General features: G+C 62.0%; 28 protein-coding genes and 1 pseudogene. 16 read left to right on the top strand and 13 right to left on the bottom strand.

Going from position 1 to position 24,918, the window contains the following annotated elements:
- Positions 1-133: 133 nt before the first annotated feature.
- Positions 134-1,111 (bottom strand): helix-turn-helix transcriptional regulator, encoded by a 978-nt coding sequence (locus tag HMPREF2581_RS02010; protein ID WP_003137877.1) that lies wholly within the window; start codon positions 1,109-1,111, stop codon positions 134-136.
- 263 nt (positions 1,112-1,374) lie between these two features.
- Here HMPREF2581_RS02010 and guaB point away from each other — a divergent pair, with 263 nt between their 5' ends.
- The 3 genes from guaB (at position 1,375) to HMPREF2581_RS01995 (ending at position 6,010) form a co-directional block, all read left to right on the top strand.
- Positions 1,375-2,844 (top strand): IMP dehydrogenase, encoded by a 1,470-nt coding sequence (gene guaB / locus HMPREF2581_RS02005; protein ID WP_003092702.1) that lies wholly within the window; start codon positions 1,375-1,377, stop codon positions 2,842-2,844.
- Positions 2,845-2,923: 79 nt separating this feature from the next.
- A complete protein-coding gene (gene guaA / locus HMPREF2581_RS02000; protein ID WP_003137878.1) occupies positions 2,924-4,501 on the top strand; it encodes a glutamine-hydrolyzing GMP synthase in 1,578 nt (525 codons plus the stop codon).
- A 306-nt stretch (positions 4,502-4,807) separates the two neighbouring features.
- A complete protein-coding gene (locus HMPREF2581_RS01995; protein WP_011666563.1) occupies positions 4,808-6,010 on the top strand; it encodes a tyrosine-type recombinase/integrase in 1,203 nt (400 codons plus the stop codon).
- A gap of 89 nt (positions 6,011-6,099) precedes the next feature.
- On the opposite strand, the gene HMPREF2581_RS01990 is transcribed toward HMPREF2581_RS01995, so the two are convergent.
- Positions 6,100-6,345 carry a helix-turn-helix transcriptional regulator gene (locus tag HMPREF2581_RS01990; protein ID WP_015649464.1) on the bottom strand — a complete coding sequence of 82 codons (246 nt, stop codon included), beginning with the start codon at positions 6,343-6,345 and terminating at the stop codon, positions 6,100-6,102.
- 79 nt (positions 6,346-6,424) lie between these two features.
- Positions 6,425-7,405 (bottom strand): hypothetical protein, encoded by a 981-nt coding sequence (locus HMPREF2581_RS01985; RefSeq protein WP_011666564.1) that lies wholly within the window; start codon positions 7,403-7,405, stop codon positions 6,425-6,427.
- Between the two features lie 91 nt (positions 7,406-7,496).
- On the opposite strand from HMPREF2581_RS01985, the gene HMPREF2581_RS01980 reads away from it, so the two are divergent.
- From HMPREF2581_RS01980 to repC, 3 genes are read left to right on the top strand one after another with little or no spacing between them, the layout of a single operon-like run.
- A complete protein-coding gene (locus tag HMPREF2581_RS01980) occupies positions 7,497-7,718 on the top strand; it encodes a hypothetical protein (protein WP_016254290.1) in 222 nt (73 codons plus the stop codon).
- A 15-nt stretch (positions 7,719-7,733) separates the two neighbouring features.
- Positions 7,734-8,612, top strand: a complete 879-nt coding sequence (locus HMPREF2581_RS01975) for a helicase RepA family protein (protein ID WP_011666566.1) — start codon at positions 7,734-7,736, stop codon at positions 8,610-8,612.
- Positions 8,584-9,471 carry a replication protein C, IncQ-type gene (repC, locus tag HMPREF2581_RS01970; RefSeq protein WP_011666567.1) on the top strand — a complete coding sequence of 296 codons (888 nt, stop codon included), beginning with the start codon at positions 8,584-8,586 and terminating at the stop codon, positions 9,469-9,471. Before HMPREF2581_RS01975 ends, repC begins: the two co-directional genes overlap by 29 nt.
- 241 nt (positions 9,472-9,712) lie before the next feature.
- Here the strand turns inward: repC and HMPREF2581_RS01965 are convergent.
- The 9 genes and pseudogenes from HMPREF2581_RS01965 to merT form a co-directional block, all read right to left on the bottom strand.
- Positions 9,713-9,952 (bottom strand): annotated as a pseudogene (locus HMPREF2581_RS01965) (Tn3 family transposase); the annotation flags it as partial.
- Positions 9,925-10,089 (bottom strand): DUF4158 domain-containing protein, encoded by a 165-nt coding sequence (locus HMPREF2581_RS31515; protein ID WP_016254289.1) that lies wholly within the window; start codon positions 10,087-10,089, stop codon positions 9,925-9,927. The pseudogene HMPREF2581_RS01965 and the gene HMPREF2581_RS31515, both read right to left, overlap by 28 nt.
- Before the next feature lie 2 nt (positions 10,090-10,091).
- Positions 10,092-10,652: a recombinase family protein gene (locus HMPREF2581_RS01960; RefSeq protein ID WP_003124096.1), complete on the bottom strand. Its 561-nt coding sequence runs from the start codon at positions 10,650-10,652 to the stop codon at positions 10,092-10,094.
- Positions 10,653-10,782: 130 nt separating this feature from the next.
- Complete coding sequence (locus HMPREF2581_RS01955) at positions 10,783-11,772, bottom strand: DUF3330 domain-containing protein (RefSeq protein WP_003132006.1); 990 nt, start codon at positions 11,770-11,772, stop codon at positions 10,783-10,785.
- Complete coding sequence (gene merE, locus HMPREF2581_RS01950; protein ID WP_003132004.1) at positions 11,769-12,005, bottom strand: broad-spectrum mercury transporter MerE; 237 nt, start codon at positions 12,003-12,005, stop codon at positions 11,769-11,771. The genes HMPREF2581_RS01955 and merE overlap by 4 nt, the downstream gene beginning before the upstream one ends.
- Positions 12,002-12,367, bottom strand: a complete 366-nt coding sequence (gene merD, locus HMPREF2581_RS01945; protein WP_000995360.1) for a mercury resistance co-regulator MerD — start codon at positions 12,365-12,367, stop codon at positions 12,002-12,004. Before merD ends, merE begins: the two co-directional genes overlap by 4 nt.
- A 17-nt stretch (positions 12,368-12,384) precedes the next feature.
- Positions 12,385-14,070, bottom strand: coding sequence for a mercury(II) reductase (gene merA / locus HMPREF2581_RS01940; RefSeq protein ID WP_011666568.1), 1,686 nt, complete (start codon positions 14,068-14,070; stop codon positions 12,385-12,387).
- 71 nt (positions 14,071-14,141) lie between these two features.
- Positions 14,142-14,417 carry a mercury resistance system periplasmic binding protein MerP gene (merP, locus tag HMPREF2581_RS01935; protein ID WP_003131987.1) on the bottom strand — a complete coding sequence of 92 codons (276 nt, stop codon included), beginning with the start codon at positions 14,415-14,417 and terminating at the stop codon, positions 14,142-14,144.
- 12 nt (positions 14,418-14,429) lie between these two features.
- Positions 14,430-14,780 carry a mercuric ion transporter MerT gene (gene merT / locus HMPREF2581_RS01930; RefSeq protein WP_006224622.1) on the bottom strand — a complete coding sequence of 117 codons (351 nt, stop codon included), beginning with the start codon at positions 14,778-14,780 and terminating at the stop codon, positions 14,430-14,432.
- Positions 14,781-14,851: 71 nt separating this feature from the next.
- Between merT and HMPREF2581_RS01925 the strand changes: the two genes are divergently transcribed.
- The 7 genes from HMPREF2581_RS01925 (at position 14,852) to HMPREF2581_RS01895 (ending at position 19,967) form a co-directional block, all read left to right on the top strand.
- Entirely contained in the window at positions 14,852-15,286 is a 435-nt protein-coding gene (locus HMPREF2581_RS01925) for a mercury resistance transcriptional regulator MerR (protein WP_003131969.1), read from the top strand.
- Positions 15,287-15,755: 469 nt separating this feature from the next.
- Complete coding sequence (locus HMPREF2581_RS01920) at positions 15,756-16,043, top strand: TraK family protein (protein ID WP_011666570.1); 288 nt, start codon at positions 15,756-15,758, stop codon at positions 16,041-16,043.
- Between the two features lie 293 nt (positions 16,044-16,336).
- Positions 16,337-16,708 carry a conjugal transfer transcriptional regulator TraJ gene (gene traJ / locus HMPREF2581_RS01915; protein WP_011666571.1) on the top strand — a complete coding sequence of 124 codons (372 nt, stop codon included), beginning with the start codon at positions 16,337-16,339 and terminating at the stop codon, positions 16,706-16,708.
- A gap of 264 nt (positions 16,709-16,972) precedes the next feature.
- Positions 16,973-17,758 carry a P-type conjugative transfer protein TrbJ gene (gene trbJ / locus HMPREF2581_RS01910; protein WP_011666572.1) on the top strand — a complete coding sequence of 262 codons (786 nt, stop codon included), beginning with the start codon at positions 16,973-16,975 and terminating at the stop codon, positions 17,756-17,758.
- Positions 17,759-17,775: 17 nt separating this feature from the next.
- Entirely contained in the window at positions 17,776-18,051 is a 276-nt protein-coding gene (gene trbK, locus HMPREF2581_RS01905) for an entry exclusion lipoprotein TrbK (protein ID WP_011666573.1), read from the top strand.
- Positions 18,048-19,670 carry a P-type conjugative transfer protein TrbL gene (trbL, locus tag HMPREF2581_RS01900; protein ID WP_011666574.1) on the top strand — a complete coding sequence of 541 codons (1,623 nt, stop codon included), beginning with the start codon at positions 18,048-18,050 and terminating at the stop codon, positions 19,668-19,670. The genes trbK and trbL overlap by 4 nt, the downstream gene beginning before the upstream one ends.
- A gap of 66 nt (positions 19,671-19,736) precedes the next feature.
- A complete protein-coding gene (locus tag HMPREF2581_RS01895; RefSeq protein ID WP_011347386.1) occupies positions 19,737-19,967 on the top strand; it encodes a type I toxin-antitoxin system ptaRNA1 family toxin in 231 nt (76 codons plus the stop codon).
- Positions 19,968-20,185: 218 nt separating this feature from the next.
- Here the strand turns inward: HMPREF2581_RS01895 and HMPREF2581_RS01890 are convergent, their stop codons facing one another.
- Positions 20,186-20,524 (bottom strand): helix-turn-helix domain-containing protein, encoded by a 339-nt coding sequence (locus HMPREF2581_RS01890; RefSeq protein WP_016254287.1) that lies wholly within the window; start codon positions 20,522-20,524, stop codon positions 20,186-20,188.
- 305 nt (positions 20,525-20,829) lie between these two features.
- Between HMPREF2581_RS01890 and HMPREF2581_RS01885 the strand changes: the two genes are divergently transcribed.
- From HMPREF2581_RS01885 to HMPREF2581_RS01875, 3 genes are read left to right on the top strand one after another with little or no spacing between them, the layout of a single operon-like run.
- The gene (locus tag HMPREF2581_RS01885) at positions 20,830-21,030 is read left to right on the top strand and encodes a methylation-associated defense system helix-turn-helix domain-containing protein MAD1 (RefSeq protein ID WP_010378957.1); all 201 of its coding nucleotides are present in this window, start codon (positions 20,830-20,832) and stop codon (positions 21,028-21,030) included.
- 58 nt (positions 21,031-21,088) lie between these two features.
- Entirely contained in the window at positions 21,089-23,869 is a 2,781-nt protein-coding gene (locus tag HMPREF2581_RS01880; RefSeq protein WP_011666576.1) for a class I SAM-dependent DNA methyltransferase, read from the top strand.
- 12 nt (positions 23,870-23,881) lie between these two features.
- Positions 23,882-24,916: a phospholipase D family protein gene (locus HMPREF2581_RS01875; protein ID WP_124164556.1), complete on the top strand. Its 1,035-nt coding sequence runs from the start codon at positions 23,882-23,884 to the stop codon at positions 24,914-24,916.
- Positions 24,917-24,918 lie beyond the last annotated feature (2 nt).

Genomic DNA, 24,918 nt, shown 5'->3' with positions numbered 1-24,918 from the left:
TGACGGTCTCCCCGGTCGTTGTGTGCCCGGCGTTCGTCGCGCCGGTGGTGGTTGCGCCTTTTCGCAGGCGAAAGGGCGCCCATGCCGCCCTTGGCGGGGCGGTCGAAGCGGTGATGGCAGGGGTGGAGGGCTGTCAGCCAGGCGGGAACTGGTGCAGCAGGTGGGCGATGCTCGCCTTGTCGTTGACGCCGAGCTTGGAATAGATGGTGCGTATGTGATGGCGCACGGTGTTCGGCGCCAGGCCGAGGTCGCGGGCGATCTGCTTGTAGGTCTTGCCTTCGCTGAACAGCAGGGCGACGTCGCCTTCGCGATTGCTCAACTGTTCGATCGCGCTCGGTTGTCGCGCGGTGAGCAGGTAGAGGTCGCCGACCTGCCGCGAGTCGATCACCAGGCGCGCATCGCGATAGCCCTGCGGGCTGGTTTCCTCCGGCAACTGCGGACCGGTCCAGCCCGGCCAGGCGCCGAGCAGCAGGTCGACGAAGCCGCGTTCGGCACAATGCAGCACGCCGTAGCGGTCGCATACCGCCATGGCCAGAGCCTGGCGTTCGAGGGATTCGCGCAGGGCCACCAGGGTACGGATCTGGTTGGCCGAGACGGCCGCGGCCAGGTGCGCCGAGAGTTGCCCGAGGAGCAGCTTCTCCTGGTCCGCGAAGGGCGGGCCGCCAGGCGTGCGATAGAGGGCGATATGGTCGCTGAGGCGGGTGATCGGATCGACGTGGATCACGCAGAGCAGCTCACCGATGTCGTGACGTGCGCCAAGCCAGCGCAGCCCGGCGGTGGCCTGCATGTCGACGGCCACGGCGGTGCCCGGGCGGGCGTGTACCAGGCCGACGGTGATGTCGTCGTGGCTGATCGATTTCCAGTCCTCGACATAGTGCTCTTCGAGGTTGAACAGGTGTGCGCTGTGCTCCACCGGCACGCCGTCGATCAGCGCCGCGCGGCCCCACCAGGCACGCTGGAACGGCACCAGTTGCTGCAGACGTTCCAGCGCGGTGCGATGGAAACGCTCCAGGGTCTTGTCGCGCGCCAGCCGGTTGATGTCCAGCACGGCGGCGCCGAACGCCGCGAGCAAGGCTGCGGATGACGAATGCGGGTCAGTGCTCCCTTTCATTCTCTCCCCCGTCCCACTTTTATAGTTCTTGGAATCGGCGTCCCGCCGCCTGGGCGGTCGCTGGGTGACGTACGCAGTATCCGGCCATCCGCCGCCGCGCTGCCATCCTGCAAATGCGGGATAGGACAGGCGGAACGGGGCCTGGCGGGCGCCTTGCAAGATATTTGCCCATTCGCCGTTTTCGGCGATCAACTGCGTTGAGCGGAAGCGCGTGGCTGGGTATAATGTCGCGCTTCCATTTTTCCCGTCTGGGAGCGCCCGCCATGCTGCGAATCAGTCAAGAAGCCCTGACTTTCGACGACGTCCTTCTGATCCCCGGTTATTCCGAAGTCCTGCCCAAGGACGTGAGTTTGAAAACTCGCCTGACCCGCGGCATCGAACTGAACATCCCGCTGGTATCCGCCGCGATGGATACCGTGACCGAAGCCCGCCTGGCCATCGCCATGGCCCAGGAAGGCGGCATCGGCATCATCCACAAGAACATGGGCATCGAGCAGCAGGCCGCGGAAGTCCGCAAGGTCAAGAAGCACGAGACGGCCATCGTCCGCGACCCGGTCACCGTGACCCCCTCGACCAAGATCATCGAACTGCTGCAGATGGCCCGCGAGTACGGCTTCTCCGGCTTCCCGGTGGTGGAGCAGGGCGAGCTGGTCGGTATCGTCACCGGTCGCGACCTGCGGGTGAAGCCGAACGCCGGCGATACCGTCGCCGCGATCATGACCCCGAAGGACAAGCTGGTCACCGCCCGCGAAGGCACCCCGCTGGAAGAGATGAAGGCCAAGCTCTACGAGAACCGCATCGAGAAGATGCTGGTAGTCGACGAGAACTTCTACCTGCGTGGCCTGGTGACCTTCCGTGACATCGAGAAGGCCAAGACCTACCCGCTGGCGTCCAAGGACGAGCAGGGCCGCCTGCGCGTCGGTGCCGCCGTCGGCACCGGCGCCGATACCGGCGAGCGCGTCGCCGCGCTGGTCGCCGCCGGGGTCGACGTGGTGGTGGTGGACACCGCTCACGGCCACTCCAAGGGCGTGATCGAGCGCGTGCGCTGGGTCAAGCAGACCTTCCCGGACGTCCAGGTGATCGGCGGCAACATCGCCACCGCCGAGGCCGCCAAGGCCCTCGCCGAGGCTGGCGCCGACGCGGTCAAGGTCGGCATCGGCCCGGGCTCGATCTGCACCACCCGCATCGTCGCCGGTGTCGGCGTGCCGCAGATCTCCGCCATCGCCAACGTCGCCGCCGCCCTCGAGGGCACCGGCGTACCGCTGATCGCCGACGGCGGCATCCGCTTCTCCGGCGACCTGGCCAAGGCCATGGTCGCCGGCGCCTACTGCGTGATGATGGGCTCGATGTTCGCCGGTACCGAGGAAGCGCCGGGCGAGATCGAGCTGTTCCAGGGCCGTTCCTACAAGTCCTACCGCGGCATGGGTTCGCTGGGCGCCATGTCCGGCTCCCAGGGCTCGTCCGACCGCTACTTCCAGGACGCCTCCGCCGGCGCCGAGAAGCTGGTGCCGGAAGGCATCGAGGGTCGCGTGCCGTACAAGGGTGCCTTGTCCGCCATCGTCCACCAACTGATGGGCGGCCTGCGCGCCGCCATGGGCTACACCGGCAGCGCCGACATCCAGCAGATGCGCACGCAGCCGCAGTTCGTCCGGATCACCGGCGCGGGCATGGCCGAGTCCCATGTCCACGACGTCCAGATCACCAAGGAAGCCCCCAACTACCGGGTTGGTTGAGGCTGATTGAAATGAGTGCTGCACGGGGCTGTTCGATTCAGCCCCGTGTCGTTTTCGAATTCCGTAGCGAGAGATGGCCATGTCCCAAGACATTCACGCCCACCGTATCCTGATCCTCGATTTCGGCTCCCAGTACACCCAACTGATCGCCCGCCGCGTGCGCGAGATCGGCGTGTATTGCGAAATCCATCCCTTCGACATGAGCAACGAGGCGATCATCGCCTTCGCGCCGCGCGGCATCATCCTCGCCGGCGGTCCCGAGTCGGTGCACGAAGCCGACAGCCCGCGCGCGCCGCAGGCGGTGTTCGACCTGAAGGTGCCGCTGTTCGGCATCTGCTACGGCATGCAGACCATGGCCGAGCAGATGGGCGGCAAGGTGCAGGGCTCCGACGTGCGCGAGTTCGGCTACGCCCGCGTCGACGTGGTTGGCAAGGCGCGCCTGCTGGACGGCATCGAGGACCACGTGGACGACGACGGCGTGCTCGGCCTCGACGTGTGGATGAGCCACGGCGACAAGGTCACCGAGATGCCGGCCGGCTTCCACATCCTGGCCAGCACCCCGAGCTGCCCGATCGCCGCCATGGCCGACGATGCCCGCGCCTACTACGGCGTGCAATTCCACCCGGAAGTCACCCACACCAAGCAGGGCCTGCGCATTCTCTCGCGCTTCGTCCTCGACATCTGTGGTTGCGCCGCGCTGTGGACCCCCTCGAACATCGTCGACGACGCCATCGCCACCGTGCGCGCCCAGGTCGGTTCCTCCAAGGTCCTGCTCGGCCTCTCCGGCGGCGTGGACTCCTCGGTGGTCGCCGCGCTGCTGCACAAGGCCATCGGCGACCAACTGACCTGCGTGTTCGTCGACAACGGCCTGCTGCGCCTGCACGAAGGCGACCAGGTGATGGCCATGTTCGCCGAGAACATGGGCGTGAAGGTGATCCGCGCCAACGCCGAGGACAAGTTCCTCGGCCGCCTGGCCGGCGTCGCCGATCCGGAAGAGAAGCGCAAGATCATCGGCCGCACCTTCATCGAAGTCTTCGACGAAGAAGCCACCAAGCTGCAGGACGTGAAGTTCCTCGCCCAGGGCACCATCTACCCCGACGTGATCGAGTCGGCCGGCGCCAAAACCGGCAAGGCCCACGTGATCAAGTCGCACCACAACGTCGGCGGCCTGCCGGAGGACATGCAGTTCGAACTGGTCGAGCCGCTGCGCGAACTGTTCAAGGACGAAGTGCGCAAGATCGGCCTGGAGCTGGGCCTGCCCTACGACATGGTCTACCGCCACCCGTTCCCCGGCCCGGGCCTGGGCGTGCGCATCCTCGGCGAGGTGAAGAAGGAGTACGCCGACCTGCTGCGCCAGGCCGACCACATCTTCATCGAGGAACTGCGCGCCTTCGACTGGTACCACAAGACCAGCCAGGCGTTCGTGGTGTTCCAGCCGGTGAAATCGGTCGGCGTGGTCGGCGACGGCCGTCGCTACGCCTGGGTCGTCGCCCTGCGCGCGGTGGAGACCATCGACTTCATGACCGCGCGCTGGGCGCACCTGCCCTATGAACTGCTGGAGAAGGTCTCGAACCGCATCATCAACGAGATCGCCGGTATCTCCCGGGTCACCTACGACGTGTCGAGCAAGCCGCCGGCGACTATCGAGTGGGAGTGATTCCACGTCTGGCATCGGCTGGCACTGAGTAGCACGAAAACACACCTAAGCCCGCGTCACTGCGGGATTTTTTGTGACTTGGTTCGGCACCATCAGGCAATCTTTGGCATCGCCAAGCACCAATTTTTCATGGCATGATAAATGGCATTGAGTGCTTCGATACCATGAGATGCCATCGATACCATGCAGTCCACTTTCTTGGGTTCATGGTATTGATCTGACGTAGTGCAATGATTTTATTGTGTTTTACGTCAAGATGGGACGGGTTCCAGATCATGGTATTTGAGCCGAACTAAGGCGAGAACCATGCTGACCGATACCAAGCTGCGTAACCTCAAGCCGAGGGACAAGCTATACAAGGAAAACGACCGTGACGGCCTCTATGTGGCCGTCACGCCCGCCGGAGCGATCTCGTTCCGCTACAACTACTTGATCCACGGCCGGCAGGAGACCATCACCTTCGGCCGCTATGGCGTTGGCGGCATCACCCTTGCGGAAGCCCGCGAGCGGTTGGGCGAGGCCAAGAAGATGATCGCGGCCGGGAAGTCGCCGGCCAAAGAGAAGGCGCGGGACAAGGCCCGCGTCAAGGATGCGGAGACGTTCGGGGCGTGGGCGGAAAAGTGGCTGCGCGGCTACCAGATGGCTGACTCCACCCGCGACATGCGCCGTTCAATCTACGAGCGCGAGCTGAAGCCTAAATTCAGCAACCAGAAGCTGGTGGAGATCACCCACGAGGACTTGCGGGCGCTGACCGATGCCATCGTGGAGCGCGGTGCACCGGCGACCGCAGTGCATGCTCGCGAGGTGATGTTGCAGGTCTTTCGCTGGGCCATCGAGCGCGGCCAGAAGGTCGAGAACCCGGCAGAGCTGGTGCGGCCGACGACTATCGCCAAGTTCGAGCCGCGCGACCGTGCGCTGACGCCCGACGAGATCCGTCTGATGTATCAGTACATGGAGCGCATCGGCACAACGCCATCCATTCGGGCTGCCGCCAAGTTGTTGCTGCTGACGATGGTGCGCAAGAGCGAGCTGACCAACGCGACCTGGAGCGAGATCAACTTCAGCGAGGCGCTTTGGACCATCCCGAAGGAGCGGATGAAGCGACGCAATCCGCACCTGGTGTTCCTGTCCCGGCAGGCGCTGGACATCTTCATTGCCCTCAAGACCTTTGCCGGCGGATCGGACTACGTGTTGCCGTCGCGGTACGACTCGGACTTGCCCATGAGCAGCGCCACGCTCAACCAGGTGCTGACGCTGACGTATCGGCTGGCGCAGAAGGAAGGGAAGTCGCTCGCCAAGTTCGGGCCACATGACTTGCGGCGCACAGCCAGCACGTTGTTGCATGAGGCCGGCTACAACACGGACTGGATTGAGAAGTGCCTGGCGCACGAGCAGCGAGGCGTCAGGGCCGTCTACAACAAGGCCGAGTACCGCGAGCAGCGGACGGCGATGTTGCAAGACTGGGCGGACATGATCGACGAATGGACACTGAAGCGGCCGAAGGCGTAAGCCAGAAGATGACAGTTTGCTCGCCTGCCCGAACATCGAGGCATGGCCCCGGGTTTCATTGACACTTGAGGGGCGCTGCGTTTTAGCCGCTAAAAAGTGGCTGCTGCGACCGACGGGGTGAAGCCGGGACGCATGGCCTGAGTGCCCGATGCCTTGCGCGCCTCGATCCATTCCTCGACCTCGGCCAAGTCCCAGGCGACGTTTCGGCTGGTGAGCGCAATGCGACGCGGAAACTCCCCGCGCTGCTCCATATTGAAAATCGTGCGCTCAGACAGCGGGATCATCGCCAGTAGCTTCTTGCGGTTGATGAGCGTCTTACTTGTCGTTGTCTGCATCCCTTGGCCTCTTTCAGTCACTTGCGAACATGTGCCTGATGGTGCCTGTGAATGCGGATTGTTTCGTTCTATTAGTTGGTCAATTTGGTTGACGCCGCGAGCGCGACTTTGAACTCAAGTGGAACATCGCAGGGATCGACGCCAGTGCCTTCGATACGGCTTGGCGTTCTATACCTAGCTTTCGCGCAATCTCCGACTGGTTGAGCCCAGACCACTGGAGCATCAGCATCTGTTTTTTGCGGTCTGACAGCTTCGAGTCCACCATGAGCCGCGCTTGATTGCGCAACTCCGCTTTGTCTGCTGGCTGAAAGGTTTGGCCGGCGACGTAGTGGAAGAAGTAGCTGTCAACCAGTTGATCGCCCGATTTCACTTGAGGCGTAGCTGGCTTTGCGCACTGCTGGCTGAGCCTGGCGAGTTCGAGATCGAACTGCGCGAGTGAGCGTCTTGCTTGTCTGTATGAGGGATTCCATGCGCCATTCGGCAATTTGGGCCGGTGATCCAGGCAGTACAGGCTGCTGAGTCGAAGTTTCTCCTCGGGGTCGTCAGCCTTTGGGTCATCGCTCCCACCGGCGAACGAGGTCAACTCGGCGAGTGCTCCGCAAAACCGGCAGAAGCCCTGCTGACGTTCACCATTCAGGCGGGTGTCGCGCACCTGTGACTTGGCTGGTCGTTTGCACGCACAGTCCCACACCAGTTCGATCAGTGATTCCAGCGTTGCGACAAAACGCTGATCTCTCGCAGACTGTCGATCTTCCGTGAGAACGAACGCGCGCAGCAATTGCCGCTGCAAGCGAACCATCGCATCAAGCCCCACCAGTCGAATGATCGCGCTGAAGCTCACTCCCGTGCCGGCGCCGGGGACGTGGCCCGAATAGCGCACTGGAAGGGCTGCCATGTAGGCGGCCACGGCGGGATCGATCAGTTCCTGTATCAATCGCACGATGGGATAGCGCCGCGAGGATGCGGAGTACGGCCGCCAGCGATCTTGAAACTGCCGGATGGCTTCCGAGACGGTGGGGTCGCAACCTTCCCAGATAACGATGATTGGGTCATTCTTCATGTCAACCATTTTGGACAATTAATAAGATGTAGGCAACCCCCAATAGCACCTAACCTTCGTAGCAATTCAGTTGATAACGGAGGTTTACGCAATGACGATAGAAGACACGCTGCTGCAACGCTTCGGCCCACTGCTAAGCATCGCGCAGCTCGCCACTGTCCTTGATCGCTCGCCTGATGGACTGCGGATCAGCTTGCGCGCAACGAACGAGTGGGCGCAGCGAATCAACAGGGCCCGCTTGAAGATCGGCCGGCGGGTCTACTTCCGAACCTCGCAGATCGCCGAGGTGTTGAGCGACGAGTCCCTGTACTGAGCGGGGAACAGCGTCATGGCGATTGATGTACTGGCGGCGTTTGAGCACGAACCGCCGGTGCTGGACTTCTTATGGCCTGGCTTCCTGGCGGGAACGGTCGGCGCGCTCGTCGCCCCAGGGGCTACGGGCAAGAGTTTCTGGGCGCTAGAAGCGGCCATGAGCATCGCATGCAGCGTTCCGGGTGGCGACCTCGTGGGCCTTGCCCCCGCACATTCCGGGCGCGTGGTCTATCTGGCCGGTGAAGACCCGCCGCCCGCGCTTGTGCGGCGCGTTCACGCCATCGGCCAGCACCTCGGGCACGCAGCTCGCCAAGCCATCGCAGAGAACTTGGTGCTTGAGCCGATCATGGGCAAGCGCATGGACATCATGAACAAGGCTCACCTGCGCCGCGTCATTGAGGACGGTGCCGGGGCGAGGCTGATTGTGCTGGATACCCTGAGCCGTATTCACGCCCTCGATGAGAACAGCAACGGCAACATGGCCCACCTCGTGGCCGTGTTGGAGCACGTTGCGGCCACCACGGGCGCATCCGTGCTCTACCTACACCACGTCAGCAAGGGAAGCGCCCGCGAAGGGCAAACCGACCAGCAGCAGGCTGCGCGTGGCGCATCGGCGTTGATCGACAACGCCAGGTGGTGTGGTTACGTCGCTCGCATGACCGAGGATGAGGCAAAGCGCCTCAGCGACCGCCCCCACGACCGGCAGCCCATCGGTAATGAGCGCCGCAGCTACTTCGTGCGTTTCGGCGTCAGCAAGCAGAACTACGACGCCACGCCGCTTGATCGCTGGTACATGCGGCACTCCGGCGGCGTACTGGTGCCAGTGGAACTGCATGAGGCCCGCAGGAGTGAGGAGAAGGGATGCGATGGCCGGAGGCGAAGCGATGGCTTTTGACCTCACCCATGCCAGGCACGATCCAATGCACTGCTTGGTCCCCGGCTTGTTCCGCAGTCTCAAACGCGGAGAACGGAAGAAACTCAAGCTCGATGTGACGTATCACTACGCCGAGAATGAACAAGCGCGGTTCGTCGGCTTTGAGCCGCTCGGTGCCGATGACATGCGGCTGCTGCAAGGTCTGGTGGCTCTTGGCGGGCCGAAAGGCATTATCCTGACGTCGGAGCCAACAGCAGACTTACCGAAGCAGCTCCGTCTATTCCTTGAGCCAAAATTTGACGCGGTAGGGCAGGATGCGCTTGTCGTGAGAGAGAGCATGGCCAGCCTACTAAGCGAGATCGGCTTGACCGATGGCGGCGACAATATCAGGGCGATCAAGGCGTGCTTGCTGCGCATGGCAAACGTGACAGTAGTAGTCACCAAAGGGAGCAGGCAACGGTCTTTTCACTTGATGAGCTATGCCTTCGATGAGGAGGACGGACGGCTATTCGTCGCGCTGAATCCTCAGATTGCAGAGGCGATTCTTGGGCGGCGTCCGTATACCCGCATTGAGATGGCCGAGGTGCGGGCGCTACAAACCGATCCGGCCCGCCTGATTCACCAACGACTATGCGGCTGGATCGATCCTGGCAAAGCCGGCCGCGTGGAACTGGATACCCTTTCCGGTTACGTTTGGCCGGACGACGCGAACGCTGAGGCCATGAAGAAGCGCCGTCAGAAGGCCCGCAAGGCTCTGGCCGAGCTTGCCGCCGTGGGCTGGAAGGTGTCCGAATATGCGGAAGGGAAGTGGGAAATCGGGAGGCCGAAGCCCGTAGTAACGTTCCCCAATCTCCGTAGTAACGTTCCCCTTCACCCGTAGCAACGTTCCCCGCCAAAAACTGGAAAACACAGTAACGGCGCGGGCTTGCGGCTGGTTCGAAAATTCCATCCATGATCTTCCAAGATCATCCACTAGGCGCGGCATTTGCCGCCGCCCTGTAGGGCGACGCCAAGCCCTTGCCGATGGTCGGCCTTCGGCCGTTGAGTTGTACGCCAGAAGAGGTGGTCAGCTCCGGTCGGTCCTTTTTGGGGTCGCCTCAGAAAACGGAAAATAAAGCACGCTAAGCCGGTTGCAGCGGTCGTAGCGGCCTGAACTTGCCCGCGCCGATCTTGGCGCTGCTGCGCCAGAGGTAATCGCCGGTGAGGTTGATGTGCTCCCAACCGAGCGGCGACAGGTACTGCAACAGCGCGTCATCAACGGCATGGCCGTTGCCACGCAGCGCGTGCGCAGCCCGTTCCAGATAGACCGTGTTCCACAACACGACGGCAGCCGTTACCAGATTGAGGCCGCTAGCCCGGTAGCCGGGCCGCGCCGCTGCCGGATGATGGAGAGGTCGGTTTCGCTGAACGTGTAGTGACGGATCAACTCATCCTTGGTGTCCGGCAACGCCAGCAGGCTTTCGCGCTCGGCGGCGGACAGGATTGAACGACGTGGCATATTTACTGATCCGTTCTCAAGTATTGATACAGGGTTTCGCGACTGATTCCGAATTCACGAGCCAGCTTGGTCTTTTGCTCGCCAGCCTCGACACGTTGGCGCAGTTCGGCAATACGCTCAGACGACAGGGATTTCTTCCTGCCACGGTAGGCCCCGCGCTGCTTGGCGAGCGCGATGCCCTCGCGCTGCCGCTCGCGGATCAAGGCGCGTTCGAACTCGGCGAACGCGCCCATTACCGACAGCATCAGGTTCGCCATCGGCGAGTCCTCGCCGGTGAAGGTCAAATGCTCCTTAAGGAACTCGATGCGTACGCCGCGCTGGGTGAGGCCCTGCACCAGGCGGCGCAGGTCGTCGAGGTTGCGCGCCAGACGATCCATGCTGTGCACCACGACCGTGTCGCCTTCGCGCACGAAGGCGAGCAGCCGTTCCAGTTCGGGCCGCCGTGTGTCCTTGCCCGACGCCTTGTCGGTGAACACTTTATCCACCTGGATCTGTTCGAGCTGCCGTTCTGGGTTCTGGTCGAAGCTGCTGACGCGGACGTAACCGATGCGCTGACCGTGCAAGGTATCCTCCTGAGGGAAATGTGTCAGGAAGAAATCCATGACCCTTGACGGCGTATGTCAATCAATTCGGAAGGCAACTCTATTCTGACGATTTAGCGCCGGATGGTCTGACGCCAAGTTAGGGTATGCCTCAATCTGACGGTAGCGAGTCGCAGGCGTTCGGATCGGCATCGGTTTCGTTCCCTGTCTTGGCACGCGCTTCGAAGCGTTGATAACACTCCAACCCGCAGAAGTGCTCGACGTATTCCGCGCCTTCCGGGGTGAAGGCGGCATCGAGCGGGATTTCCTTGCAGCACACGCAGCAACTGGTGGTGGTCGAGTCACTTGCATTCATGGTGGCACCCCTCCATTGACTGACGAAGACGGCGAATGCCGCCGCCGGCATTGGCTTCGCGAACAGGAAGCCTTGTCCTGTGTCGCAGTCCGCTTGTCGCAATAGATCAAGACTCGCCGATGTTTCCACGCCTTCAGCCACCACATCCATGCCCAGCCCGTGCGCAAGCTGAATCACGGTGTGCACGATGGTTTGGTCGCGGCGGTCGTTGGCGAGCCCGGCGACAAACGATTGGTCGATCTTGAGCGTGCTGATTGGGCAGCACTTCAGATGTTGCAGACAGGAATACCCCGTCCCGAAGTCATCGGCGGCGAAGCGCACACCGATCTGCCGCAAGGCGTCCAGGGCGGGGAAGATCGCCGGATCACCAAACGCGACCGATTCGGTCAGCTCGATTTCGAGATACTCGGCGGGCAACTCGGCATCAGCCAGCACGCCCTTTACCCACCCGTCGAAGTCCGGTCCCACTTGGCTCGCCGAAACATTGACGGCCAGCCGGAACGGTCGCCATGCCAGCATTCGCCAGTCACGCATCTGGCGGCAGGCTTCGCCCAGCACCCAAGCGCCGATTTCAGGCATCAGGCCGGACGATTCGACCACGGGCAGGAACTGGCCCGGTGGCAATAGTCCAAGCGTCGGATGACGCCAGCGCAACAGGGCTTCCGCGCCGACAATCCCACCACTGCGCAGATCGACGACGGGCTGGTAGTGCAGTTCAAGCTGCCCGCGCTCGACCGCTTGGGCCAGTTCCGGCGTCGTCCATCCATCCGGCCGGAAAGCGCTCATTCTCTTTCCCTGAATGCCCGCAGCGCCCGCGACAGGGACAGAAGGAACAGGCCGGTCAAACCGAGCGCCGCGATGACCCAATGCTCGCCGAGGAAAGCACCGGCGGTTGTGCCGGCCAGCACGACAGCGAGGATGGGCAGGTGGCAGGGGCAAGTCAGCACAGCCAGTCCGCCCCACAGGTAGCCGGTGATCGGTTTGTGCGTCTCGGACGGCAAGCGCTCGGGGTTGTTCATGGCAGACTCTCCGCGTGCTGTGCCGGCTCGGTCGGCAGGGTGGCCAACTGCACTTCCAGATCGGCCAACGCTTCGCGCCGACGCTCGACGAACTGACGCAGCAGGGCAAGCTGCGCGGCCGCTTCGTCGCCGTCCGCCGCATCCAGCGCCCGGCACAGCCGCGCCAGCGCGTCGAGGCCGATGCCCGCCTCGAAGGCCGCCCGCACGAAGCACAGCCGTTGCAAGGCGGCGTCATCGAACAAGCCGTAGCCGCCTGGTGTGCACGCCACCGGGCGCAGCAATCCGCGCAGCAGGTAGTCGCGCACGATATGCACGCTCACCCCGGCATCAAGAGCCAGCCGGGACACCGTGTAGGCGTTCATTGAACACCTCCTTTTTCTCACCCGGCGCAGCAGGAAAGCTGCTTCACATCCTTGTTGAAGGTCTGCGCCGCGAGCTTCAACCCCTCGACCATCGTCAGGTAGGGGAACAACTGGTCGGCCAGTTCCTGCACCGTCATGCGGTTGCGAATGGCCAGAGCCGCCGTCTGGATCAGTTCACCCGCTTCCGGCGCGACCGCCTGTACGCCGATCAGCCGATGGCTGCCTTCCTCGATAACCAACTTGATGAAGCCGCGTGTGTCGAAGTTGGCGAGCGCACGCGGCACGTTGTCCAAGGTCAAGGTGCGGCTGTCGGTCTCGATCCCGTCGTGGTGGGCTTCCGCCTCGCTGTAGCCCACGGTCGCCACTTGCGGATCGGTGAACACCACGGCCGGCATTGCGGTCAGGTCGAGCGCCGCATCGCCGCCGGTCATGTTGATCGCGGCACGGGTGCCGGCCGCTGCCGCCACATAGACGAACTGCGGCTGGTCGGTGCAGTCGCCGGCCGCGTAGATGTTCGGGTTGCTCGTGCGCATGCCTTGGTCGATGACGATGGCACCTTGCGCATTGACAGTGACCCCCGCTGCGTCCAGCGCGAGGCTGCGCGTGTTCGGTGTCCGACCGGTGGCAACCAGCAGTTTGTCGGCGCGCAATTCACCGTGCGTGGTGGTCAGCACGAATTCACCGTCCATATGGGCGACCTGGCTGGCTTGCGTGTGCTCCAGCACCTCGATGCCCTCGGCACGGAAAGCGGCTGTCACCGCCTCGCCGATGGCCGGGTCTTCACGGAAGAACAAGGTATTGCGCGCCAGGACCGTGACCTTGCTGCCCAGCCGGGCAAAGGCTTGCGCCAGCTCCAGCGCCACCACCGACGAGCCGATTACGGCAAGGCGTTCGGGAATGGTGTCGCTCGCCAGGGCCTCGGTGGAAGTCCAGTAGGGTGACTCTTTCAAGCCCGGAATCGGCGGGACCGCCGGGCTGGCACCCGCGGCGACCAGGCAGCGGTCGAACATCACGACGCGCTCGCCACCCTCGTTCAAACGGACGGTAAGGCTCTGGTCGTCCTTGAAGCGCGCCTCACCGTGCACAACGGTGATGGCCGGATTACCGCCCAGGATGCCTTCGTACTTGGCGTGCCGCAGTTCGTCGACGCGGGCCTGCTGCTGGGCCAGCAGCTTACTGCGGTCAATCGTAGGCACAGTTGCCGCAATACCGCCATCGAACGGGCTTTCCCGGCGCAGATGGGCGATGTGGGCGGCGCGGATCATGATCTTGGACGGCACACAGCCGACATTGACGCAGGTGCCGCCGATGGTGCCGCGCTCGATCAGCGTGACCTGCGCGCCTTGCTCGACGGCCTTCAGCGCCGCCGCCATCGCGGCTCCACCGCTGCCAATGACCGCTACCTGCACCGGGGGCTCGTTGCCACTGTGCTTTTCGGCGGCGGCCATCCATCCCCGCACCTTGTCGAGCAGTCCGACGCGGTTGTCCGCCAGTGGCGCATCGGCTAGCGTTGCCTTGTAGCCCAGTCCGGCCACGGCGGCAGTCAGCGCGTCCGGCGATGTGCCCGGCACGATGGCGAGTTGCGCTGTGCCCTTCGGATAGGACACCACCGCCGACTGCACGCCTGGCACTTTTTCCAGCGCTTCCTTGACGTGCGCCGCGCACGAGTCGCAAGTCATGCCGGTGATTTTTAGATGGGTCATGCAACAGATCCTTTATCGTTTGTGGCGCCAGACAATGACGTCCGTTGTGCTGCGGTGCCGTTTTCAGTGACTCACTGCTTGACGCTGGACGGATAGCCCGCGTCTGCGGTTGCCTTGGTCAGCTTCTGCACGCTGGTCTTGGCATCGTCGAAGGTGACGACCGCTTGGCGTGTCTCGAAAGTCACGTCAACTTTGCTGACGCCTTCGACCTTGGAAATCGCCTTCTTGACAGTGATCGGGCAGGCGGAGCAGGTCATGCCCGGTACGGACAGCGTGACGGTCTGGGTGGCGGCCCAGACGGGGGCAACAACGGCGGCGAGGGCGAGGGAGGCAAACAGTTTCTTCATGGTGAACTCCGATCAGTAGAAAAATGGCATGACGTAGGGAAATCCGAGCGCGACCAGAACCAGCGCGGCCACGATCCAGAAAATGAGCTTGTAAGTAGCTCGCACTTGGGGAATCGCGCAGACCTCACCCGGTTTGCAGGCCGCTGCCTGCCGGTAGATGCGCCGCCAGGCGAAGAACAACGCCACCAGCGCCACGCCGATAAAGATGGGGCGATAGGGATCCAACACCGCCAAGTTGCCGATCCAAGCGCCGCTGAACCCCAAGGCGATCAGAACCAACGGCCCGAGGCAGCAAGCCGAGGCGAGGATGGCGGCAAGCCCTCCAGTGAAGAGCGCGCCGCGCCCGGTTTTTGGTTCAGACATGCGCTTGTCCTTTCGAATTGAAATTGGATAGCGTAACCTTACTTCCGTACTCATGTACGGAGTCAAGCGATATGGAAAACAATTTGGAGAACCTGACCATTGGCGTTTTCGCCAAGGCGGCCGGGGTCAATGTGGAGACCATCCGTTTCTATCAGCGCAAGGGCTTGTTGCTGGAGCCTGACAAGCCCTATGGCAGCATCCGCCGCTATGGCGAGGCGGATGTAACGCGGGTGCGCTTCGTGAAATCAGCCCAGCGGCTGGGCTTCAGCCTGGATGAGATCGCCGAGCTGCTGCGGCTGGAGGATGGCACCCATTGCGAGGAAGCCAGCAGTCTGGCCGAGCACAAGCTCAAGGACGTGCGCGAGAAAATGGCTGACCTGGCGCGCATGGAGGCCGTGCTGTCTGAGTTGGTGTGCGCCTGCCATGCGCGAAGGGGGAACGTTTCCTGCCCGCTGATCGCGTCACTACAGGGTGGAGCAAGCTTGGCAGGTTCGGCTATGCCTTAGCGTGCTTTATTTTCCGTTTTCTGAGACGACCCCTTTTTTAGCGGCTAAAACGCTACGCCCCTCAAGTGTCAATGGACTGACGTTGTATGTTGTATGTTGTAGCGCGCTACAACATACAACAGTTCTATTCGGTGCCACGGTCACATATGGCGCCACTTTTTTTGGCGCGCCCACCAAGCTGCAGCATCGTCATTTTCGGCGAGGCTGGCCATTGTCTCCGTTCCGACGATTGCGGCCGGCTGAGCATTGACTCTTGAGGGGCAGCAAGCTGCCAGGCAATCTTTCGGCCCTCTTTTTGGCGTTCAACTTTTCCGTGGTGCTGAATCTGAGTGGTGCCTATCGCGGTTTCGATAGACGTGCTTGCGTCACTCGCTTCATGTCAACCAGTTTGGCCAATTATTGGAATGTTGCGCAGGCTGCCAATCCGTAACCTTCGGAGTAGTTCAGTTGATAACGGAGGTTTACGGACATGGCGACAAAGATTGAACAGGAACTGGCCGCGCGGCTCATGCGCGCGCAGCAAACCGGGCGGCTGAAGCGGAAGGACTTCTTGCCCGCGTTCATGGCGGCGCGCTCGGACGTGATGGAAGCAATGGCCGCAGGCTTTGCGCTAAAGATCATCTGGGAGCACATGCACGAGATCGGGCGCATTCCGTTTCGCTATGAGACTTTCCTGAAGTACGTCCATCGGCACATCACCAACGCGCCGGCTGGTTCCGAAAATCCCATAACTCAACCGCAACAAGCGGCGGAATGAATCGCTGCGATACGCAAATGGATCGCTGCAAGCGCACGGAAACCATGCGGAAACCGGCTATTACTGTTCATTTTCGCGCTGTTGCGTTCCAAACGTGCGGTTTCCGCGAAAGATTTGCGGTGCCGGACGAGGACTTTCCTTGGAGTAATCAACGCCGTTATGCGGGCAGGATGTGTGAAGTAGGCCCACCCGCAAGCGGGTTGTCCTTCTTCACGTCCCCTTATTCGCGCCGGGGGCGCTCAACGGGGCATCCTGCTCTGCGAGGCTGCCGGCTACCGCCGGTTGGAGAATGAATGGACGACGAGAAGAGAGTCACGCGGAAGAGCAGCCCGCCCATCAAGGTGTACTGCCTTCCCGAAGAGCGTGAACTGATCGAGGCGAACGCCAAGAGGGCGGGGATCAGCGTTGCGCGCTACCTGCGCGACGTGGGCCAGGGCTACCAGATCAAGGGCGTCATGGATTACGAGTACGTGCGCGAGCTGGTGCGCGTGAATGGCGACCTTGGCCGGCTAGGCGGCTTGCTCAAGCTTTGGCTCACCGACGACCCGCGCACAGCCCGCTTCGGCGATGACACGATCCTCGCTCTGCTGGGTCGGATTGAGGCCACCCAGGACGAAATGAGCCGGCTCATGAAGTCGGTAGTGCAGCCGAGGGTCGAATCATGAGAGTTTTAGCCGCTAAATTGCGGCGTGCTGCACGCGACACAAACCTCTTCCGGGCCGCCGGCCTGGCCGTTATCAACACTTGGGAGGACGCATAAGGCCAGAGACACCCATAAGGGCCGAGAACAGAAACACTGAAGTCCGGGCCTCAGTGCCAAGGGCGATACCGATTAGCTAGTGGCGTAGCTCTTCGATGAAACCTTGCCGTGGGCAAGCGCGAGCTTGGTCAAGGCATTGCCTTCCTTTCATCGAATGGAGATTGCGACCATGAAGCACGTCCGTTTTTTAGCGGCTAAAACCGCGCTCGCCGCCGTTCTGGCCGGCAGCATCGTCATCACGCCTGTGCAGGCGGGTATCCCCGTCATCGACGGCACCAACCTGTCGCAGAACATCATGACGGCCATCGAATCGGTGGCTCAAACGCTCAAGCAAATTGAGCAGTACAGCACCCAGCTCCAGCAGTATCAGAACCAGCTCCAGAACACGATGGCTCCGGCAGCCTATATCTGGGATCAGGCGCAGTCCACCATCAATGGGCTGATGAACGCCGTCAACACGCTGGACTACTACAAGACGCAGCTCGGCAGCCTGGACAGCTACATCAGCAAGTTCCAGGACGTGAACTACTACAAGGGGTCACCGTGCTTCTCGGCTACTGGCTGCTCGGCCGCCGAATTGGCCGCCATGAACAACGTGCGGCAGCTCGCCAGCCAGTCGCAGAAGAAGGCCAACGATGCGTTGTTCAAGGGCTTGGACAAGCAGCAATCGAACCTGACGGCCGACGCGGCGACGTTGCAGCGTCTCCAGTCGGCCGCGCAGGGTGCGACCGGCCAGATGCAGGCCATCGGCTACGCCAACCAGCTTGCCAGCCAGCAGGCCAACCAGCTCTTACAGATTCGTGGCCTGTTGATCGCGCAGCAGAACGCGGTGGCGACCAAGATGCAGGCCGACGCCGACCTTGAGGCCCGGCAGCAGGCGGCGCACGCCGCTTCGACGGAATCGCGGATCGGGAAAACGGCAAGCCCGAAAAACTGGCTCGAACTGACCCGCTGACCAGGGAGGCTGACACCATGAAACCGACGATGCTGCTTGCCGGCCTCGTGGTGGCGCTGCTGGCCGGCTGCGACAGCAAGCCGGCCACCCAGGCCATGCCCGAGGTCAATGACGCGAACTGCCAGATCGAGAAGATCAAAAAGATCGAGGACAAGGCGACGCGCGAAACTTTCGCCGGGCTGTGCTCGCGCCGGTCGCGGACCGGCGGCGGCATCGCCCCGACCGAGAAGCCGATGAACTGGCTGGAACTGGCCGACCCGAAAGACTCGAAGGGGCAGGAGGCGAAGCCATGAAAGCACTGCACAAGGCGGCGCTGATCGGCGTCGCGCTCGCGCTCTACTCCACAGCCGCGTCGGCCCAGCTCACCAACCAGGGGATGCTTGACCAAGTGGTAACGGAGTTCGCCACGCGGGCCACGGCCTGGCAGACGGTGGTGATGAATGCCGCGACGTTCTTGTTCTGGACGCTGGGCACGATCTCGCTGGTCATCACCTTCGGCTTCATGGCGCTGCGCAAGGCTGACATTGGTGAGTTCTTCGCCGAGTTCATCAGGTTCATCCTGTTCTTCGGCTTCTTCCTCTGGTTGCTGCGCAATGGGCCGAACTTTGCCAACTCGATCATCCAGTCGCTGTCCAGGATTGGCGAGCAGGCTTCCGGTATCTCCTCGATCACGCCGTCGGGCATCGTCGATGTGGGCTTCCTGATCTGGAAGCAGGCCATCAACAACCTGTCGGCCTGGTCGCCCATCGACAGCTTTGTGGGCGTGGTCTTGAGCGCCGGCATCCTGCTTCTGCTGGCTGTCATCGCCGTGAACATGTTGCTGCTGCTCGTGTCAGCCTGGCTGCTGTCCTATGCCGGCATCTTCTTCCTCGGCTTCGGCGGATCGCGTTGGACTTCCGACATGGCGATCAACTACTACAAGACCGTGCTGGGCGTCGCCGTGCAGATCATGACGATGGTGCTGCTTGTTGGCATCGGGAATGATCTGCTGTCCAGCTTCTACGCCAAGATGAGCAAGGGCACACTGAACTTCGAGGAGCTGGGCGTGATGCTGGTGTTCTGCCTGGCGTTGCTGCTGCTGGTCAATCGCGTGCCGCCGCTGGTCGCCGGCGTGATTTCCGGTACGGGCGTTGGGAACGCCGGTGGCATCGGCAACTTCGGTGCGGGCGCTGCTGTTGGTGCCGCGATGGGGGCTGCCAGTGTTGCGGCCGGCGCTGCAAGCATGGCCGGCGCTGCCGTGATGAGTGGCGCGGCCAACCTCGCCGGCGGGGCTTCGGCCGTCAAAGCCGCCTTCGAGAAGGCCCAAGGCAGCGCGACCGGCGATGCCGGCGCGGGCATGGACATGATGGCGAGCGTGGGGGGCGCGGGTGCTTCGGGCGGTCAGGACTCAGCCGGCGCAGGGGGATCGCCCTTCGCGCAGGCTGCGGGCTTCGGGGGCTCGTCGTCGGGTGGCGGCAGCAGCTCGGCCGGCTCGAAGGGGGGTGACAAGGGCGGCGCCGGCGACAAGGGCAGCAGTTCGACCACCAGCACCGGCGACGGTGCCGACAAGTCGGCCAAGAGTGAACCCAAGCCCTCAGCCGGCGGTGTTGGGCAGGGGCAGCAGGCCGCACCAGGCAGCACTGGCCGCAGTGGCCTGACTCGTGCCGCAGCATTGGCTGCGGGCACCGCCGGCGAGCTGGCGAAGGGTGCGGGTGCCGTGCTCAGGGGCAAGGCGGTGCAACTTGCGGAGGGCTTCCACGAACGCATGGACCAAACGATCGGCGGCCAAGTGGCAACGGCGATCCGAGCCAGCACTGCGGCAGAGGCTCCTGCCTTCGATGGCGACAGCTTGGCCGGCGAGCAGGCCGGTAATCAGGCGGCCGATCCCGATGATGAAGTCGCTGCTTTCGTGAATCGCACGACGCCGGCGTGAAAGGCGCGTCGGCCGGCGTGGGGCCGGCCGACACTTCCATTAACCCACCTGATGGAGAGGTGAATCATGGCAACTTTGAATCCTACCAACGCAACTCAGGCAGTGCATCATGCGGCCGTGCAGCTCGCGGCCCTAGACTGGATTGACCAGGATGCAGCCCGGCAGCTCGGGCCGCTGGCCGAAGCAGTCGCCAATGCCTTCATGGTCGTCTTCTACCAGGCCGAGACGGGCCGAGCGACGCCGGCGGACTTCCGTGAGGCACTGAATGCCGTGCGCCAGTCGCTTCACCCAGCGTAAGCCACATACTAGGAACAACAAGGGCAGCCAATGGCTGCCCTTGTTGTCTCCGGGCCTGCATCGTCGGAAGTGGCGATGCGCGCCGGCGCTCGAGCATCGCCAGATGGGGCGATGACGCCCCGCCTTACTCTTCCCCTTGGCGTGGATCTCGCATCGTCATTTCCGGCGATGAGATCCAACTGCAGCACCGCCAGGAATGGCGATGCTGGCCAGCTCGCTCACGACGCGATGCCGTGCATGGTTCGCGCACGTGCCGCGACCTGGTGCGCGTGCTCGATATAAGCCGGGTCGGCCGTGGCCTCGGCGTCCGCCAAGAATGCGGCCACGGCTTCGGCGGTGGTCAGGTCTTCGGCCGGGTCAAAGGGCGTTAGGGATTCTAGGTCCGCATCGACGCGGCGGGCCAGTTCGATAGCTTGGGCGATGTCGGCCAGACGGGTGCGCACCTGGTCAGCGGTAACGGCGCGGCCTGGGTCGGCCTTCAACGCATCGTAGGCTGGGCCGATCCGTTCATGTAGCCAATGTTCCATATCCACTTTCTCTGTTTCCTCTTTGCCCATCGCACGCCTTACGCTGATATTGCTCAGCCCGTCTCATCCAGATGAGGCCACAGGCTACTACGTTGCCTGCTTTCCTTGGAAAAAGACACGCCGTCCACCTTCTTGGCGTAATCCATTTACGACCTGGCGGCCAAAGCACATGGCGTTGCCGTCAAGCTGGTGTGGCGAACTTGCCGCAGGGCGGAGCGCCGGCCGAATCTGTGGCTTCGCCACATGAGATTCCGGGTTCATTCGGGCAGCTCAAATGGTAAACTTGGCCAAACTTTGGAAGACTTCGCCGCGCGACACCAAGCGAGCCGCCTGAAATGAACCAACCCGATAGCGAAATTCTCACGCTGGATGAAGTGGCGGTCTACCTCAAGGCAGGGAAGAAGACCGTATACCGGCTGGCCCAGCAGGGGGAGATACCGGGATTCAAGCTGGGCGGCACCTGGCGGTTTCGTCGCAGCGAGTTGGATCGCTGGATTGCCGCGCAGATAGCCGAGAAGACGCAGGACAAGACATGAGCGCCCCGCAAAACGATAGCAACTTGGCGGCCTCGCCCCTAGGGGGGGCTGCACGCCGATGAATGCCGTAGAAATCGAACAAGCCATCACCGACCTCGCGGAGCAGCCCTTCGACCGTGCAGAGTTCCCCTACGCCTTCCTTGAAGCCTTTGGCAACAAGGCGACGACAATCAAGCGCCTGCGTGCGGGGGCGTCGAACAAATCCGACCTCGGCGGTGTTCTCCAGACCAGCAACATCCACATTCTGACCAGCGACGCTGGGCGGGTGACGCAGACGCTGGCCGCTCTCAAGGCCAGCCCTGCGACGGCCAAGGCCAAGGCGAAGTTCATCCTTGCTACGGACGGCGCGGACTTCGAGGCCGAAGACCTGACCAGCGGCGAGACCGTCGCCTGCGCCTTCAAGGACTTTCCCGATCACTTCGGCTTCTTCCTGCCGCTGGCGGGCATCAGCACCGTCCGCCAGATCAGTGAAAACGCTTTCGACATCCGGGCCACCAGTCGGCTGAACCGGCTGTACGTTGAATTGTTGAAAGACAACCCGGCCTGGGGCACAGCGGAGCGCCGCCACGACATGAACAAGCTCATGGCGCGGCTGATCTTCTGCTTCTTCGCCGAGGACACCGATATCTTTGGCGGCAGGGGCAAGTTCACCGAGACCGTCGCGCGGATGAGTGCGGGGGATTCGACCAATACGCACGAGGTCATCGCCACGCTGTTCCGCACCATGAATACCAAGCGTGAAGACCGGGCGGCCGCCGGGCTGCCCCGGTGGGCCAATATCGACGATTTCCCCTACGTCAACGGGCAGTTGTTCTCTGGCGGCGACGAAGTGCCGCGATTCAGCAAGATCGCCCGGTCCTACCTGCTGCACGTCGGCGGGCTGGACTGGACCAAGATCAACCCGGACATCTTCGGATCGATGATCCAGGCCGTCGCCGAGGACGAGGAGCGCGGCGAGCTGGGGATGCACTACACCAGTGTTCCCAACATCCTGAAGGTGCTGAACCCGCTGTTTCTCGACGACCTGCGTGCAAAGCTAGAAGAGGCGGGTGACAACCCGCGCACCTTGCTCAACCTGCGCAAGCGCATCGCCAAGATCCGAGTTTTCGACCCGGCCTGCGGCTCGGGTAACTTCCTTGTTATCGCCTACAAAGAGATGCGTGCCATCGAGGCAGAGATCAACAAGCGGCGCGGCGAACCAGATCGCGCGTCTGACATCCCGCTCACCAACTTTCGCGGGATTGAGCTGCGCGACTTCCCGGCGGAGATCGCCCGCCTTGCGCTGGTCATCGCCGAGTACCAGTGCGACGTGCTGTACCGAGGGCAGAAGCTGGCCCTGGCCGAGTTCTTGCCCCTGCGCAATGAGAACTGGATTACCTGCGGCAACGCGCTGCGTCTTGATTGGTTGAGCGTTTGCCCGCCGACTGGAACGGGGGTGAAGTTGCAGGCGGACGACCTGTTCAGCTCGCCGTTGGACCAAGCCCAGATCGACTTCGAGAACGAAGGGGGCGAAACATATATTTGTGGCAACCCGCCGTATCTGGGAAGCAAGTGGCAGTCAGACGAACAGAAGGGCGAGCTTAAGGCGATCTTCGAACGCATTGGTGTCGCGTGGAAATCTCTGGACTACGTTGCCGGGTGGTTCATGAAGGCTGCAGCATATGGCGAGCGCACTAATGCGGCCACTGCCTTCGTTTCCACCAACTCAATCTGCCAAGGCTTGCAGGTTCCTATTTTGTGGCCTGCAATTTTTAACACCGGACACCAGATCGTATTCGCGCACACATCCTTCAAGTGGACCAATCTCGCAAGCAATAACGCTGGTGTGACTGTGGCCATCGTGGGTATTTCATCCACGCCACAACCTATTAAAAGGTTGTTCTCCGTGAGTGAGGATGGCTCCGTGCAGGAGCGGCAAGTTGACTATATCAATGCCTACCTTGTGCCGGGGCGCGTCAACTCGGTGGAGCAGGAGCGTCGACCGATTTCATCTGTATCGCCCATGCTGTTTGGCAACATGCCGCGTGATGGTGGTGCATTTGTTTTGGACGGCGAGGAACGAGCACGTGTGCTGATGCAGCACCCCGAACTCGAACGCTTCGTTCGCCCGTACATGGGCTCTGAACAGATGATCCAGGGAAAACCTCGGTGGTGCCTGTGGATTGAGGACGACGATGCGCCTTATGCGCAGCAACACCCCTACCTGAAGACGGTGTTGGACCAAGTACGGGATTTTCGCCTATCAAGTGCTGCCAGTTCTACCCGCGACTTCGCGGCACGGCCTCATCGCTTCGTCCAAATTGCCGGTACCGCTAAGCAGCATTCGCTTGTCGTGGCGAAAGTCTCGTCCGAGCGCCGACCATACCTGCCTGTGGACCTTTTAGACGGCAGCGTGATCGTTAGCGATCTCTTGTTCGCGCTGTATGACGCGCCGCTATGGAACTTGGCGGTGTTGGCGTCACGACTTCATCTCGTGTGGATTGCAACCGTGTGCGGAAAAATGAAAACCGACTTCCGGTATTCGAACACCATCGGCTGGAATACCTTCCCACTGCCTAAGTTGACAGAGAAGAATATCGATGACCTCACCAGATGCGCACAAGAGATCCTGCTAGCGCGTGAGCGCCACTACCCGCAGACTCTTGCCGAACTCTATGCGCCTGACGCAATGCCGACCGATCTACTTCGCGCACATGAGCGTAACGATGAAGTTGTGGAGAGAATCTATATAGGTCGCTTATTCAAGAATGACACGGAGCGCCTTGAAAAACTCTTTGAGCTCTATTCACGCATGTCCGGTCAAGCGGGTGCCGGGCAGCGCCGAGTCAAACGAGCGTAATTGGGGGGCATCTTGAATCTTTCGACTTTCCTACACCGCGACGCGAATGCACCGACCACGATATCGGAGATCCGACGCATCCATGAAGAGATCGCGGCCACCGACTTCCTTGGGCTGTACGCCTATGCGACCCAGTCTGGCGCCGCCTTGTTCGATTTGACGTTTGCCGGAAATTTCTGGGCAGATACACCTTCGCGATGGCTCTTTGGCATTGACTATGGTCGCACTCAGCCGCAAGCCCTTCGATTGTTGTGTTCGCGACCGAACGTGGACGTCAGGATTCACGATGGGATGTATGTTTTAGACCAAAGCGGTTTTGTCCCCCGGCGCGATTTTCACGCCAAGATGGCCATGCTGCTGAACCAAGAGGCCGAGCGGTCTGGTGCAGTTGTTGGTTCCGGAAACTTTTCGTCGAATGGCCTTCGCAAGAGCGTCGAAGCCGGTGCCTCCGTTATCACGCATGGCATCAACGAGTTCGACGTAGTGCTCCGTCCCACCCTCGTAGCAGCCGAACTTCTATGGGAACAGGCCACACCTGTTGCCGATATCTTGGATGTTTACGAGGAGCGATGGAGTACCTCCTTTTTTCGGCGAGTCGTTGAGAACCAGCCCAACGTCGATGTCGACCATGCTGCGACACCTGTCTTCTGGATCGAAGCAGGGTATGTCACCAAGAATCGCGGGCCTCACCGCCCAGGTAACCAGATCGACTTTCCTCGGGGAATGTCCAGATATTTTGGGTTTAACCCTCCGGCCGACCTGCCAGCCAACTCCGTCATCGGGCAGGTTGTCTTCGAAACTCCGACTGGCGAACCCGTAGCGAATAACCTCCGTCTAGGGAACAACATGATGGAGAAGATCTCGCTGCCTATCCCGGAAACGCATGGTTTCGACATCTACGATGGCAAGGTCCTTTTGTTCCAACGAGCCGAAGGCCGATTCGTCATGAGGGCATTGGAGGCGGACGATTTCGAAACATCTTTCGGTGACCGTCTGGCGGAGGTTCGTGTCATGAACAGCGGCAGGCGTTATGGCCATATCACATGACA

Origin of the sequence: Pseudomonas sp. HMSC057H01 (assembly GCF_001836405.1) — a bacterium.
GTDB classification, from domain to species: Bacteria; Pseudomonadota; Gammaproteobacteria; order Pseudomonadales; family Pseudomonadaceae; genus Pseudomonas; species Pseudomonas aeruginosa.
This window is presented reverse-complemented; position numbering and strand designations above follow the sequence as displayed.